The organism is Novipirellula methanifontis, from assembly GCF_052161655.1.
Classification (GTDB): domain Bacteria; phylum Planctomycetota; class Planctomycetia; order Pirellulales; family Pirellulaceae; genus Novipirellula.
The window spans coordinates 9,211,851-9,226,705 of record NZ_CP197418.1; the positions used below are offsets into that span (position 1 = coordinate 9,211,851).

Here is a 14,855-nt window from a genome sequence, read left to right on the forward strand (position 1 = left end):
CGCATGTCCTAGGAAATAATGTCACGGCGGTTTTGCACATAATCCCATACGACAAAGCGATCTAAATCTCGCCCGCTGGTGAAAAACACCCGGCCTTTAGTTGTTTCTGCAAGCCGGTAAGCGAAGCGAATATCCTCTTCGCTTTGTGACCAGCTCGGGACCAAAAAGATATTGATCGTGATCCCTTCCTTCTGGCAGAGCCGTGCTTCTCGCATCGTCGCCTGTTCGGTCATCGGATCAGGCGGATATAGCATGTACAACCACTCGTCTTCAAAGTGCGCCGTCGGCAATCCGTCGGTAATCAACACGATTTGCCGATTCGGTGTATCGCTGTTAACGAGATTTTGACGAGCCAATTTCAACGAGTGCTGAATGTTCGTGAAGTGAGGATGAACTTGCTGTTCACTGATGTCTTTGTCACTCATGTCCGCCTTGAGCCGCACCCAGGGATCATGGATCGTGACGTTCTTGGGCATCAGTTCGATGATTTCACCGGGCGAGACCAATTTGGCAAACGTATACATTTCGATGAATCGCAAGAAGTCGCCCGGATACTCCGACTGGATCAATCCTTGCATCGCCAGCGCCATGCGTTTGACGTTGATGTATTGGCCGTCGTAACGCATCGACCCGCTCATATCCATAATCACGCAAGTTGCACATTTGGGGTGATTGCGTGTTTTGTGAACGACAATGTCGTCGCTGTGCAGTCGCAATGGCCGCTCATCACCATGCCTCAACAGCGCGTTGATAATCGTCTGCGGCAAGTCCATATTCGCAACACTATCGCCAAACTCATACGGCTTGGTTTGCTGCAACTCCACAGCCCCTTCGCCAATCACGTCGCCGTGATGGCGTCCCGAGCGTGAGGGTGCCAATTGACTAAAGATTCGCTCCAGCAATCGCCCTTGGAAAATCTTGTAGGCTTTCGGCGTCAATCGAAAACCGCCCTTGTTATTGGGATCCTTTTCCAATCCTTGGCGTTCGGCTTGTTCGCGAGCGAGGTTCTCTAATTGCTGCCGCATCTCTTCGAGCTGCTGCATATCGCCAGGCTGCGTGAACTCGCTCAGCAGTTCCATATCGATGATGGCGATCTGAGCTGTCTTCTCAGCCTCTTCGAGTTGCTTCAAGAGCTCGTCGATCTTTTCGAGTTCCTCTTTGACCTCGAGTGCCTTGGTGATCGACATCGATTCGATGCCGGTGAAATGGTACTTCGAAGCAAGTTCCTCGATATTATGTTTGTCACTCATTCGCTGAGTAACCTTTAGCAAATTTCTCGCCGTGTCGCTGTTATCGTCACCTGCTTGATACCACAATGATTCCAGCAAGTACGGTTGTTCTTGAACCACGGCGCGGCGAAAGAATTTATCGAGTTCCTTTGGCAAACGGACATCCTTAGTCGATTGCTGGAACGCGCGTCGTGCCTTCTTCTGAACCGAATCACATTCGTAGGTCTCCAGGATTTTGCGTTTACGTTCTTCGAGAATTGCCCGCAACATGTCAAAGCTTGGCCCCAAACCAGCCATCTGGCTAGGGTCTAAACGAATGGCTCGTGCAAGCTCCTCTTCGGTCAACTCGTGATAGTTGCCGTACATCAACGCTTGCTCAAACGCTGAGGAAACGAGATCCGGCGGCGGCTGAGTCGGTGATGGAAATTTGGTCGGATCGTATTTCTGATAGGCGTGAATTACACCCCCGAGTCGACGGTCCATGCGGATTTCCTGCGAATAATAATGAATGTGGGATAGGCTTCTAGCCTGTCATTTCGATGGTCGTTTCAGCGAACACAGGCCAGAAGCCTATGCTACAGGGTTGCTTAGAACTCATATTGAATTTTCCCGAATCGCTGCGAACGACTGATTCGTTCCATGCTGTACAGTCCCGCCAAGACAAACTCGACACAACTGGCACGGACCGCGTCGTTCTCGCTCGCATTGAGTTCAAACGCCTTATTCCATGCCGGTGGCACTTGGCGAAGTCGTTCGGCATAGTGGCTGCTTGGCAGCATGTCACCCACTTCGACGCGAACCCCGCCGCGAAAGATCTCGGCAATGTCCGACAGCCCATGCTCTTCGACGTATTCTTTGAAAACAACTTCAATCGCCTGAGCCACGACGGCGTCCAACACTTGCCGCTCACTCATTTGGTGAGTGCCCATCAGATCGAGTTCCAACTTTCCAAGCGAACTGGAATAGATGTGTCCCAAGTCGCTGATTCGCGGCACTGCAGGTTTCTCACCATGCAATACGCCTCGTTGGCGTGCCGATGCGACCAACGTGCGAAAGTTGGCGAGTGAGAACCGTGCCGATACACCTGAGGCCTGGTCAATGTACTTGCTACGACGCGCTTGGTTGGTAATCTCTTCGACGATTTGGTACATAAAGTAAGGAACTTGAACGGGGTAGTTCCCGTCGAGATCGTTCCCAACTTCCTGCTGCAGAATCTCGATGCCCTGATCACGTTCGCTGGGGTAATGAGTCTGAACAATCGAACCAATCCGGTCCTTGAGCTGCGGGATCACTTTACCGCTGCGATTGTAAGTCGACGGGTTGGCTGAAAACAAAATCACCAGATCAATCTCGAATTGAATGGGATAACCGCGAATTTGCACGTCGCGTTCCTCGAGAATATTGAACAGACCGACTTGAACCAAATCGTCCAGCTCGGGCAATTCGTTCATCGCAAAAATGCCTCGGTGCATGCGAGGAATCAAGCCAAACGAAAGCGCCTCTTCGGTACTCATGCTGACGCCGCCGGTCAGTTTGGCGGGATCGATTTCGCCGATGATGTCGGCAAACTTTGTTCCTGGACTCAGCCGTTCGGCGTAGCGATCGCTGCGATGCCACCAAGCAATCTTGATTTCTTCGGGCGGGGTATCACGCATCAGACGCTTACCGGCCGCTGAAATCGGTTTCTCAGGATCCTCGTGCACCGGCAGATCAGGATGATCGATGTAGGGAACCCATTCATCAAGGAAGCGGGTCAACATCCGCATGATCCGACTTTTGGCTTGCCCCTTCTCGCCCAGAAACAACATGTCGTGTCCGGCGAGCAGCGCCAAGTTGATCTCGGGAATCACAGTGTCTTCGTAACCCACGATCCCAGGAAACAACGGCTCACCGCTTTCCAGCATGCGAACGAAGTTGTCTTGCATCTCTTGCTTGACATTTCTGGAAACCCAAGCGGTCTTGCGAAGCTCGCTTAAGGTCGACGCACGGGGGGATTCACTCTCGACGTTCATAAACTCTCAATCCAAGGTTTTGTTTCGTACAATCTCTGTGCAGACATTGTACGACCTTGGCGAGCGTTATTGCATGACTTTCGAGTGAGTTAGATTCAGTTCGCCCCGAGTCAGTACATCCTGGACACGGAAATACTCGTTCGCTAGCGGGGTTACCCGGACTTGCCATTGGAGTTGATGACTTCCCGAGTCAAGCCAAAGATCGGCGTACTCAGAGTCGCCATCAAGCGGAACGATTTCGCCATCGACGCGAACTTGCCCATACCGGTGCCGACCTGCCGAAGAAGAGATCAAGCGAACTTCCATCGGAGTGGACAGTTGCAATTGCCCTGAGAATTCGATTTCAACCGACTGTTCTTTCAAACTGTAAATCGCCGAATATTGTGTCAGCACCTCGGGTGTTAGCACTCCCCCAGGCATATAGACAATTCGAAAATGAGTCGGTCGTCCATCAATCATCACTTGCCCGATCATGCCTGTGGCCGCATCGACCAATGCAGGGATGGGAACGGATTTCCGTGATTCAGGAGCCGCGATAGGCTTCGGAGCTTGCCACTCGCCGAGCTTGACAATGTAAAACGGCAACTCTGATTCGAGTTTGCTGATCTCGCGTTGTAGCTCAAGCTTTTGTAACCCGTCGGCTTCGGCTACGATCCGGCGTTTGATCGCGACCACATGGGTGCGAATCGAATCTGCCGAGCGGCCATCGGTTCGATCCGCCGCATTCCTCCATCGATCCGCGAGTGTATTCCACTCGGTGATCGATGACGTTTTCGTTAAGGCAAGCTCTTGTTTAACCAAACTTGCAATACTCGCATCGCTGACTTTGGCCAACCACGGCAAGCCCTGATCCCAGTTGCGAAGCATCAAACAGTAATACCGTCCCGCCACTCCCAAATCCAAATCGGAGGCAAACGGAATCGCATCCGGCCGAACAACAGTAGCGGACATTTTGGTCGACAACTCGATCGTCTGAGTCAAACGCCGAGCGTCCAACGAAAGCTGCTCGTCATTAATCGCTTTGACTAAGCGATCCGCACCGCGCACGACCACATCGCTTTGCTGTAGCGATTCATTCGTCAACAATCGTTCCGCCAACACAAAGCCATTACGAGCCAAGAATCGTTTGGTCTCGTCAAGGTCCGCGATGGCCAACGACGCCAAATAGGTCTGCACGAGTGTTTCATCGCTGTTAACCGCGAAGACGTTCGCTAATTCGTTTACATGGGCCTCGACCTCCGCAGCATCCTCGACCAACCATGCGTACTCGGCAATGGCCAACTGCATGACATAGGCATCGTCACTGTCGACGACTTGATCGGTCAAAACGTCTTGCAACTGCGTGATCAGCTCCGAGATCTGGACCGGTAACAATCGGGTGCCAATCGCAGGAAATCGCGACTTCAACTTTGCACGTGCTGCCAATTGACGCGTGGACGAAGGCAATGCAGTGCGTTTTGGTTCGTCGACGCTCGCTTCGATCAAATCAGAAAAAAGGTCGACTTGGCTAAGTACATCAAGCGAACTGGGTAACTCGAACTCGACCACTTCCGATTCCACGATCGCAAAGGGATCTGGCAAAAACTCAGCTGAGCCTGAGTCCGCACGCATAGGTGGATTGTCTGTATGTGCGTCGGACATCCCTGAGGCTGCGGCCGCTGAAGGGGGCGACGCTTCGTTTGCTGCCGCTAATGCAGCTAACGACTCATCAATGGCCAAATCCAGAGCGTCGACCTCGGGAACGGCCTTGGTAACCGAGTCGGACGCCAGCGGCACGACTGCGGTCGGAACCGCAGCCGATGCAATATCCAAGGATGGCGTGGCTACGACTGCACCGGCAGCCATCTGATCCGATGTTGCGTTTAATTCGGATGTACTGTCCGATTCCGCCAAGTCGCGATCGGTTGCCGCCGCTACGGTATCGGCAGTGCCAGCAGTGGTTGTCGAGGCGACGCGGTTGCCAGTCTCATCCGGCAATGTTGCAACGACAGCCTGCTCGGGCTCGACCGACGGCAATAGCCCATCTACCGAGGTGGCCTCGGCCTCGTCTCGCGTGGCGATCTCGCCGCTGAACACTCGATACTCTTCGGGACCGTAATATTCCTCGGGCCCAAAATCGACTTTGGCTACGCCGAACAGGGTCGCAAGGAGCAAACCGAACAACGACAAAATCATCCAGGGGTGCTGGATCGAATTTCGCACGTTGGCAAGTCGACGTCGTCGAGCACCAGCTTCAATGAGGTCTTGCGAATCGAGACTTTGGGTCCAGTTTGCGACGGACGCTCGAGTCTGGACCATAAAGGGCGTCTGACTTAGTGACGTTTCATCCAAATCAAACGAATCGTCTTCCGAGGCCCCCTCGCTATCGATTGCATTATTTCGTGATTCGGCAACATCGATGCGAAAGTTTTGCTGGCCCGACCACGAAACGCCGTCCGGTTGCAAACGCCCCACCAAGATTCGCTGAATGAAGTCGGTACGTTTTCGCGGATCAAGCACTCGGTAGGCCGAGGTGACCACCATCGACAATTCGCGTTCGCGATCGGATGTGGGCGAAACCAGTTGTAGATCGGCAAGCGACTTACTAACCCGCGCAGCCGCCTGGCGAAGCACCGGCAAGCGGCACTCGTTCAGACGTACACCGAGACGTCGAAATTCTTCGACATCCAGCTCGTTCGTTTCGATGTTAGGTGGTCGCATCAACTCTCAAAAAATTTCCTGGACTCGTCGCTGTAATCGGATTTGCTATCACACTGATAAATTCGACACATCGCCGTGCGATTGGGTTCTCACTGTAATGTCGCTTCTTGTTTGCCATCCGCTGTGTCATGTCATCCGCAATGCTTGTGTCGATCTTCTGGAAAATCAGACGTCGCAAATATGGAAGGCTTTTTCCAGTGAATCGATCGGATCGTCGGCTGTGGGTATAAATTCCTGGGCGATATATCCTTGATATCCCGTTTCGACGATCGCTCGAATAACCCCTGGGTAATTGATTTCTTGGTTCTCGTCTAGTTCGCCACGGCCTGGATTCCCGGCCGTGTGATAATGCCCCACAATCGGATGATACTGGCGAATATTCCGAATCAAATCTCCGTTCATGATCTGCACATGATAGATATCAAATAACAGTTTGAATTTGGGTGAATCCATCGCATTGACCAAATCGGCACAAAGGTGCAGATCGTCACCCCAGTAACCTGGGTGCCCCTTCATCGGGTGGGAATCATCTCGACTATTGAGATGTTCGAGCACGATGCCGACATTCTTTTCTTCGGCATAAGGTAGTACGCGCTTCCAACAATCCAAACAGTTGCGACGTGCTGACGCATCATTGATTCCTTTCTTTGCCATTCCGGTGAACGTAATGACGTTCGGCGCCCCATACTGCACAGCTAAATCAATTCCTTGACGTAGCTTTCTTTCGACTTCCGCATGATTTTCAGGATCGAGCGGCCCATTGGCGAAACCGTGGCTACCGGTCAAAGCGATTTTTAGGCCAATCTTCGTGACCGCATCGTAGCTGGTTGCCGGAATACCCTCGATCGCTTCGAAGCCTATGCGTTTGCAGTGCTTTGCCAAGGTCGCCGCATCTATGCCACTAAAACACCATCCCATCACCGACTGATGAACACGCCGTGATTTGGCCTTCGTTGCCTCACCGTCGTCGCTTGAATTTGTCTGACTCGCTTCATTTTGCTCGGCATGACACGTGGTCCCTTGGGCCATCGAGAGGGCAGTTCCTGCGAACAATGCTTGTGTTGCTAGAAAATCACGTCGTTTCACGGCATACGCTCCTAAGCAGAGTGAGTCATTGGGGAATACGACCATTGTAGGCGAAGCGATCCATTGGAAATGCCCAATTTGGACGGGGCGGGGGCGGTCAAAGTTCGCCCTATCCAGAAAAATCCCTAATCGTAACCTTGCGTGACTTTCACTGCCGTTATGCAACATGCCGCACCTATGGCACGAAACATTGTTAGCCCAAAGGACGCGTGTGGATCAGGACGTGTGTATTTCGGGGCGAGCCTGCGTTGGGGCAAGATTGTCCCCACCGATGCTTTGCAGGCAAATTTCGGAGATTCCACACGGAGCCAACGGCGAGAGATATCGGCGATTTAGGGTGACGCACCAAAACTCTCTGCGAGTTTCGCTACCTAAAACACTAAGGAACGTTGACGCCAACCCAAAAGGCTCGTTTCCGGTCCGCCCGCCGACGTGCATCTTCGAGCATCGTTTCCAGCGAACCATCAAACTCGACCAACACTCGACGCGTGCGATAGCGAATCGTGACCGGTTTGGCCATGTCGAGATTCCGCATCGGACGAAGCCAGACCCTAAATTGCTCCGTCGGGCCTTGGTTAATACGAATCTGATTGTCATTCCCGATCGACGCTGAAACCGAAGCAGCACGAGGCCGCTCGGCTTGTTCCCACAACAACGGATCGACCGCGACGTCGGGTTTGAGTGCTCCCAGTTCTAACCACCAAAAGAAAGTGTCTCCTTCACGCATCGTGACGGCATCGATCTCATCAGGTGCATCTTTGCGAACGTGCGATGGCAGACGCATCCATTCGAACAGGCGATGAATCTCTTCATAGAAAAATTCACGCCCCCGGCCTCGATACATCACAACCATCGCATCACTTTTGAATTTGACGTAGTCGTCCATGACTGGTCCGTTACGGACCAACGGCGTGGGAGCTCCGTCACGTTCCCCCATCACCAGGTACATCGGCACATAGGGCGCGTTGGAATGGTAAAACATAATCGTCTTCGCCGGTTCACCACTAATCGAAATCATGCCGGCCCAAAGATCAGGATGCGAATAGGCAATGTCCCACGCCGCAGCGCCCCCTTCGCCATGCCCCGCAATAAAAATGCGATCTGCGTCAATCGAAGATCGACGCATTGCATCGCGAAGCGAAACCAGCACGCGTTCATGTTCTCGGGAACTGTATTCGTAATCACCCTGCGTGTCGCGAGTCCACAGTGGCGCGACAACGATAAACCCGTATCGCGACGCGTGCCCCAACCTGGCCTGCATTTCTTCGTTGTAAACACCACTCCACCAATCAATCTCCGACACCGGAGTACCTCGCACCGGGTGCAACGCGAGCACACAGGGGTACTCGCGAAGCGGATCGTAATTCGGTGGCAATTGAATCACGTAGCGTGGCCGCGGCGGCTGATCGAGCTGTTCCGTTTCGTCGCCAACCACGTGCATTCCTGAAATGGTCTCGTGCTGAGATCCTTCGGGCCAAGGAAGAGTGGGCGTCAATAGCGGCAACATGCGATCGACATACTCCGCTTCGGCACCTTCGAGATTTCGCAACTCAGACAGAATGGCTTGACGCCGCGCCGCATCCGACGTGGCCAAGTATTCCGCGACCAGATCACGGACGGTGACCAGCGAAATGGTGATGGTCAAGTTCTGTTCGCCCGAACCACTGCCGAGCAACCAACCTGCGACCGCAAGGGCAACGCGATTTTCGAGGGGAACCGCCTCGGATTGCCCCAAACGTATGTAATCGCTCAAGCGAATCATCGTTGCCGAGGAAAGCCCCTCTTTGATTTCAGCAAAAATGGGCTGCAGAGCTTGCGCTTGTTTTAGTTGGGCGATTTGTCCATCAAGTTGTTCGATCAACGACTTGGCTTGCTGCTGAGACCCTCGTATTTTTTCGATTGCATCTTCGACCTGCAATTTTGTCACGCGGCCAAGTTGATCAATAGGAAACTGTTCGAGGATCTGCAGTGCCAATTCTTCCTGTCCCGACTCGGCCCGCAACTTTGCTTCGTCAAGTAACTGAGTTGCTTGACGCTCGGTCAGAGCCACGACTTGACGTTGCATCTTTGCGGCTTCGGGAAAGTCATCAATTGCTTCTTTGAGAATATCAATCGCATCCCCATAGCGACCGGCTTCCATAAAGAAACGAACTGCCTCGAGACGTTTGTCGAGGTTGTCCCAGTCCATTCGCCGGCGGAAGATCGATTTTAGGACATCCGATTTCAGCGAACTGGTCGCCAACCGCATATCCCACACGTAGGACGTTTCCCCCTTCAGCCCTTGGACTCTGGCATAACGGCCATTGATTTCGGTTACGCCTTGGACCAAACGCATTGGACTACCTTCGACACCGCGTACGGTCATCACGCGGCGGCCGAATTCATTAAACGGCGAAACCCCAAGGATGCTGCCGATCGCCGAAATCTCCTTGCCACCAAGCGGCGTGGGCTGCCAAAATTCAATCGTTTGTTCGATATCACGGACGGCCACAGGCGGAGCAGCGGACATACCATTGCCGTGAAAGTAAATCCGAGTCAAACCGTCATCGATGACCCAGATGGGCCTCAGTTTGATCTCGCCTGCAGCGGCGGCCGAAAACGCGTTGGCATTCAGCGAGGCAATCTCGGCCTTGGTTCCTCGCAACGTCATTCCGTTGCGAAGCTGAAACAATTCCTCTGCGTTTGCTTTGGACGGCAACCGTGCAGAGAACAGAATGACACCAACGAGCACGGCAATGCCCGGCGTTCGACGCAACCAGATGTTCATCCGCCCTAGTCCTTCATTTCTGTCAAATCACGCGTACCACGGCCGCACTCGGTCTGGCGGTACTTTTGCCGTGGATCGAGATTTCTATTTTACTTAAGACGGGCGGCCATGTCCCGAAGTCGTCAAAATCGTTACTGCCCGCAATAACGAACGACCGATCGGAGCGACCCCATCGCGAAACGACTCGACCGTTGGCATCGTTTGCCCTAGCCAATCGCGTTGCTGGACGTCTTGGAACCAAGCCACGGGATTGGTCCGCATCATGTAGGCCGAGCTTTCGGCCCCCAGCATCGGCAAACCGTTGATCGGCAACCCCACGTTTTCCGCATGAGTTGACGGCAATGAAGGTCCAGGATCGGCCGAGGCGATCGATGACTCAGGTGACTCGGGCAATCGAAATGCGAAAATCAAGACAGCGGCTGCCGCTAGTAACATTGCCACCATGATGCTGCGCTGTGCCATGCGAGCACGCGAACCATTAAGTTCGCCGCGATATTTTTGCGAGTCAGAATCGGCAAGCGAAACCTTTTGAGAGGGCTGGCGGGACGGCAGCACGGAGGCGACTTGTTGCCACGCGATCAAATGCTGGTGACACGAAACACACTGCGAGGCATGGTCCTGAAGCAGGTCGTTGTGCTCGAGTGATTCCCGCTGGTCGATCTGGTGTTGAAGCGACGCCATAAATTCTTCGCAAGTCATCGCTTCACCTCCGAGCCAACGACATTTCTGGCAACGATCACCACTTCGCGTTTGAGCAATTCTTCCATAATGGCTACGCGAGCTCGATGGACCCACGTTTTTGCGGTACCCACGGGACAGCCAAGCTGACTTGCGATTTCCGCGTAATTCATCGAATGATCGTGAAACAAGTCAAACGCCCGTCGATGATTTGCGGGTTGAGAGGCGAGTGCCAATCGCACTTCTTCGCGCAACGAGTCGGCGGCGATTTTCTCTTGCACGCGATCCGCCGAGGGCTCAACCGGAACACCCGTTGCGACCTCGTGGCGATGACGCGACAACACGGTGCGACAGCGATTCCCAGCGATCGTGACCAACCACGGCTCAATTGGCCGTTTGGAATCCCAGCGTCCTAAATAACGAGCGAGACGCGAAAACGTCTCCTGGGTCATGTCCTCTGCGTCTTGGCGATGACGCATGAATCGCATACAGACGCCGAACACGAGCGAATGGTAACGTCCGACGAGCTTCTCGAACGCTACGGGATCGTTTTGGCGGTGACGTTCGATTAGAAACGCAGTCGATTCTTCCATCCCATTTTCCTAACGACCGCTAAAGAATCGCTTCAGTGCATCGTCGGCCGCATCACGTGAATTCTCTTTCATGTTCTTCTTCATTCCTTCGGGCAGCTTCATCGGCTTCTGCTTGTCAGGAACTTTGCGTTTACGAGACGAAGATTCCTCTTCATTGATCGAAAGCTCGGTGCTATCCGACGCGTGTTCGCTTTTCACTTCAGAGGGGTTATCAAGTCGCAACTGGCGTGTCTCTGGATCAGAGATTTTGCGAACACGATCGATCTGGTCCGCTTCGTCCAACCACGAATTAACGTCGACCTCTTCGAACTTGCTGTCCCCGGAACCTGCCTGGACCACACGAGCAGCGGCATCTTCGACGTTGGCCACTTGCGGCTTCTTCGCTGCCTGCAGACCGTGCTCGATCAAAATCTCGAATTCCAACTTGCCGATCGTTAGCTTGTCGTTTGGCTTAAGCACTTTTGCCATGTCCGTTGGCAACCGCTTGCCGTTCACCAAAGTACCGTTTCGGCTCTTCAGGTCTTGGACAAGAACGCGGCCTTCTTTCAGAACAATAATACAGTGTTTGCGGCTGACCGATTCGCTCTTGGGACGCAGCGAACAAGAATCGCTTCGTCCAATCAGAAATTTCTCGCTGGCAACGGCGATCTCTTTGCCTGCGTGACTTCCCGTCAGAACTTTCAACATAACTTTCATGAAGCACCTCTAAATTGATGGCCATCCGCATCCGAATGCGGTCGCCACCCTATTTGGCCTACAACCCTCTTGGTCAACGAATCGCCAAGAATCATTTTCGCTCCGCCAATATCGACTGGGGTGCGAAATAAATCCCAATCGCTTCTAAAAATCGCTTCACAAGGATTCGCGACTCATTCGAAAATCGCTCCAAGTATTCCTTCGCGTAACCATCATAGCCCTCAACGTCACACTAGCGTGCGATACAGCGGCACACCTTGGTTGAGGAAACTAACAATAAGCGTATTCCTAAAACTCGTTTCCCGCAGCGCCAACTTCTTATCTCAAAAAATTCTCTAGCGGCCTCAGCGAACCACGCCAATGGGCTATTAACGGCAAACTGACGCACACTACAGCGGTAAAGTAACCATGTCCATATTCGTCAATTTACCACCGCACCCCTGATTCTAAGTAGTTTCAAGTCGAGGAGAATGCCAGTCTTTACGTTTTAGTGCAAACGTTAGTACCTTTGTATCGCCTCTAACAGCCAGCTTAAACAAAACCACCCCGCAGGAGGGACTAGCGATACAAAACTGGATAATTCAACGTTTTTCGTTCCATTCTGGCTGACCAAATCGAGTCAATCGGATCTGCTTGGCACGCTGATTGAACTCTTCACCCGTTGAAAAAACATCAAATTTCATGCCAAATACGTGCTCCATCGTCATACTCAGCACCTCGGCGAGCTCTTGGATCGCGATTGATTGCGGGGTCAAGTTCACCACACCCGGCAATTCGGGGGCGTGGGGGCTGACGTCCAGCAGGATACTGCCGTGCTGCAAAACTGCCTTGCGACTTGTCCGCTGTGCACTTCCGACCACCTTGTAGCCCGCCACGACCAGATCTTCGTCGGTGCGTCGCTGAAAACAGAGGAACGGATCGCAACGTTTTTCGTTGGAAGTGACCGTTTGGACCGCCTGCGTCCCCAAATCGGCATAGCGGGTCGCCGAGACGCCAAACCGCCCGAGCGATTCGATGATCGCTTGGTGAGTTTGCTGATAGAGCTCGGATTTCGCCCCCGCAGGAACATATTCAAGCGGCCAACAGAAGCTGTAAGTCAGTTCGTTGTGATGCACGATGGCTCCGCCACCGGTCGCGCGACGAACGAATGCACAATTCGCACTAGGCGAATGAGCCAGCCGATCACTCGCCTTTTGAAAATAGCCGAGCGAAACGGTCGGTTCGGACCAAGTATAAAAACGGAGCGTCGGAACGGCATCGCGGTCGACCGACTCTAACAGTGCCTGGTCGATCGCCATGTTCTCCGCTGGCCCGCCGGCCACCAATTCGATCAATCTCGCTTGCAACGCGTTCCCTTATTCCGCTTCAATGAAATCAACAGCACGCTCGCGGAAAACTAGCCCGACTCGGCACATTGCTTTTTGTAGGCGGCAGCATCCATCAACGAGGACAAGTTCGAGTCGTCGCTGATTTTGACCTTCATCACCCAACCGAAGTCGTAGGGATCTTCGTTCAATTTGTCGAGGCTGTCGGGCAACTCGCTATGAACTTCGACGACTTCACCGGTGACCGGGCTGTACAGCGGGCTCACCGCTTTTACGGACTCGACTTCACCGAATTCTTCGCCCGCAGTAACTGCTTTGCCGACTTCGGGAAGGTCCATGTAGACAAGGTCGTTCAGCTGCTCGATCGCAAACGCGGAGATTCCGATGGTTGCGATTTTCTCGCCACCTTCTTCGGCCACATCACACCACTCATGCGACTCGGCATACAACAAGTTTTCTGGATCACGGGCCATGCAAAAATTCCTTCTTTGACGATCGAAAGGCTTGGACGATCAAGCCTTGGTAGGACGTTTGTAAAAGGGAAGAGGGGTCGCGTTTGCAACCACGGTCTTCCCGCGAATATCAATCTGAAACTGCTTTGCATCCGCAAACTCAGCATCAACGTAGGCCATCACGATCGGATGACCGAGCGTCGGCGATGGCCCACCACTGGTGACAAAACCGATTTTCTTTCCATCGGCATCGAGCACGTCACAGCCTTCGCGAGCCGGCCGCTTGCCTTCGGGAATCATTCCCACACGAACTTGCTTTGGACCTGCCACCTTCACTGCACGCAACGCGTCGTCACCGACGAACGAGCGGTCTTTAAAACTACATGCGAACGACAACCCTGCGGAAATCGGATCGATCGATTCGTTTAACTCGTGACCATACAGCGGCATTCCCGCTTCCATTCGCAACGTATCGCGAGCGCCCAGCCCGGCTGCGGCAAAGCCTTCGTCGCGACCGGCAAGCATAATGTTTTCCCAAATGCGATTGGCTTCTTCGGCGCGGACGATCAACTCAAAGCCGTCTTCGCCAGTATAGCCGGTCCGGCTGACGATAGCCGGCTTTTTGAACTGATCCGTAATCGTGGCTTGGTAATACTTCAAGCGACTTGGATCAAATGAGAAAAGCTTTTTACAAACGTCGATCGCCTTGGGACCTTGGACTGCGATCATCGCAGTCAACTCGGTACGATCCGACATCGTCACCGTGGGGAAATCGGGCAGATGGGGCGTGATCCAGTCCACAATCTTTTGATGGTTCGATGCGTTAACGACCAACAAATGAAATCGTCGATCCGACGGGGTTTTCAAATGCGATACCAGGACGTCATCCAACACGCCACCTTCGGCGTTACACATCAATCCGTAGCGGACGCCGCCGACGGGCAAATCAGACACGCGGCGAGTCAGTAAATGATCGAGCAGTAGTTCGCTGCCATCTCCATCAAAACGGATGCGTCCCATGTGCGAAACGTCAAAGAGGGCTGCCGATGTCCGACACGCTTGGTGCTCGGTGACAATCGAGGAATACTGGATCGGCATCTCATAGCCCGCGAAGGGGACCATTTTTGCACCGGCGGACCGGTGCCATGCATCCAACGGTGTGGTGGAAAGCGAGGTATTCATGGCAAGTCCGCTAGGGGCAGGAGTGTCCATCGATTTTTCAGCACCGACAAAGTAGCACAGATAGCTACCGCGAGTGCGTTAGTAGGGGGAGGCGGCCGTGATGTCAACGATCAGTGTGTGATCGACCAGTGCCGA

At 53.3% G+C, this 14,855-nt stretch carries 11 protein-coding genes; all 11 read right to left on the bottom strand.

Annotation, left to right across the window (positions count from 1 at the left end; genetic code table 11):
* Positions 1-8: 8 nt before the first annotated feature.
* The 11 genes from SH528x_RS32785 to gcvT all read right to left on the bottom strand — a co-directional run bounded on the left by SH528x_RS32785 (position 9) and on the right by gcvT (position 14,750).
* Complete coding sequence (locus tag SH528x_RS32785; RefSeq protein ID WP_442507628.1) at positions 9-1,712, bottom strand: hypothetical protein; 1,704 nt, start codon at positions 1,710-1,712, stop codon at positions 9-11.
* A 104-nt stretch (positions 1,713-1,816) separates the two neighbouring features.
* Positions 1,817-3,241, bottom strand: a complete 1,425-nt coding sequence (locus SH528x_RS32790) for a magnesium chelatase (RefSeq protein WP_442507629.1) — start codon at positions 3,239-3,241, stop codon at positions 1,817-1,819.
* Between the two features lie 66 nt (positions 3,242-3,307).
* Positions 3,308-5,941 (bottom strand): hypothetical protein, encoded by a 2,634-nt coding sequence (locus SH528x_RS32795; RefSeq protein ID WP_442507630.1) that lies wholly within the window; start codon positions 5,939-5,941, stop codon positions 3,308-3,310.
* A 165-nt stretch (positions 5,942-6,106) separates the two neighbouring features.
* Positions 6,107-7,027, bottom strand: a complete 921-nt coding sequence (locus SH528x_RS32800; protein WP_442507631.1) for a TIM barrel protein — start codon at positions 7,025-7,027, stop codon at positions 6,107-6,109.
* A gap of 379 nt (positions 7,028-7,406) precedes the next feature.
* Complete coding sequence (locus tag SH528x_RS32805; protein WP_442507632.1) at positions 7,407-9,794, bottom strand: alpha/beta hydrolase; 2,388 nt, start codon at positions 9,792-9,794, stop codon at positions 7,407-7,409.
* Positions 9,795-9,887: 93 nt separating this feature from the next.
* Complete coding sequence (locus tag SH528x_RS32810) at positions 9,888-10,493, bottom strand: hypothetical protein (protein WP_442507633.1); 606 nt, start codon at positions 10,491-10,493, stop codon at positions 9,888-9,890.
* Positions 10,490-11,065: an RNA polymerase sigma factor gene (locus SH528x_RS32815; protein ID WP_442507634.1), complete on the bottom strand. Its 576-nt coding sequence runs from the start codon at positions 11,063-11,065 to the stop codon at positions 10,490-10,492. The genes SH528x_RS32810 and SH528x_RS32815 overlap by 4 nt, the downstream gene beginning before the upstream one ends.
* A 9-nt stretch (positions 11,066-11,074) precedes the next feature.
* On the bottom strand, positions 11,075-11,761 hold the full coding sequence (locus SH528x_RS32820; protein ID WP_442507635.1) for an FHA domain-containing protein: 687 nt from the start codon (positions 11,759-11,761) through the stop codon (positions 11,075-11,077).
* A gap of 581 nt (positions 11,762-12,342) precedes the next feature.
* Entirely contained in the window at positions 12,343-13,107 is a 765-nt protein-coding gene (locus SH528x_RS32825) for a lipoate--protein ligase family protein (protein ID WP_442507636.1), read from the bottom strand.
* A 50-nt stretch (positions 13,108-13,157) separates the two neighbouring features.
* Positions 13,158-13,559, bottom strand: coding sequence for a glycine cleavage system protein GcvH (gene gcvH, locus SH528x_RS32830; protein ID WP_442507637.1), 402 nt, complete (start codon positions 13,557-13,559; stop codon positions 13,158-13,160).
* A 39-nt stretch (positions 13,560-13,598) separates the two neighbouring features.
* Positions 13,599-14,750, bottom strand: coding sequence for a glycine cleavage system aminomethyltransferase GcvT (gene gcvT, locus SH528x_RS32835; protein ID WP_442507638.1), 1,152 nt, complete (start codon positions 14,748-14,750; stop codon positions 13,599-13,601).
* Positions 14,751-14,855: the final 105 nt, after the last annotated feature.

Excerpts from the sequence above, each read along its gene's own strand:
- SH528x_RS32785 (WP_442507628.1), bottom strand. The coding sequence starts at position 1,712 with ATGGACCGTCGACTCGGGGGTGTAATTCACGCCTATCAGAAATACGAT.
- SH528x_RS32790 (WP_442507629.1), bottom strand. The coding sequence starts at position 3,241 with ATGAACGTCGAGAGTGAATCCCCCCGTGCGTCGACCTTAAGCGAGCTT.
- SH528x_RS32795 (WP_442507630.1), bottom strand. The coding sequence starts at position 5,941 with ATGCGACCACCTAACATCGAAACGAACGAGCTGGATGTCGAAGAATTT.
- SH528x_RS32805 (WP_442507632.1), bottom strand. The coding sequence starts at position 9,794 with ATGAACATCTGGTTGCGTCGAACGCCGGGCATTGCCGTGCTCGTTGGT.
- SH528x_RS32810 (WP_442507633.1), bottom strand. The coding sequence starts at position 10,493 with ATGACTTGCGAAGAATTTATGGCGTCGCTTCAACACCAGATCGACCAG.
- SH528x_RS32815 (WP_442507634.1), bottom strand. The coding sequence starts at position 11,065 with ATGGAAGAATCGACTGCGTTTCTAATCGAACGTCACCGCCAAAACGAT.
- SH528x_RS32820 (WP_442507635.1), bottom strand. The coding sequence starts at position 11,761 with ATGAAAGTTATGTTGAAAGTTCTGACGGGAAGTCACGCAGGCAAAGAG.
- gcvH (WP_442507637.1), bottom strand. The coding sequence starts at position 13,559 with ATGGCCCGTGATCCAGAAAACTTGTTGTATGCCGAGTCGCATGAGTGG.
- gcvT (WP_442507638.1), bottom strand. The coding sequence starts at position 14,750 with ATGGACACTCCTGCCCCTAGCGGACTTGCCATGAATACCTCGCTTTCC.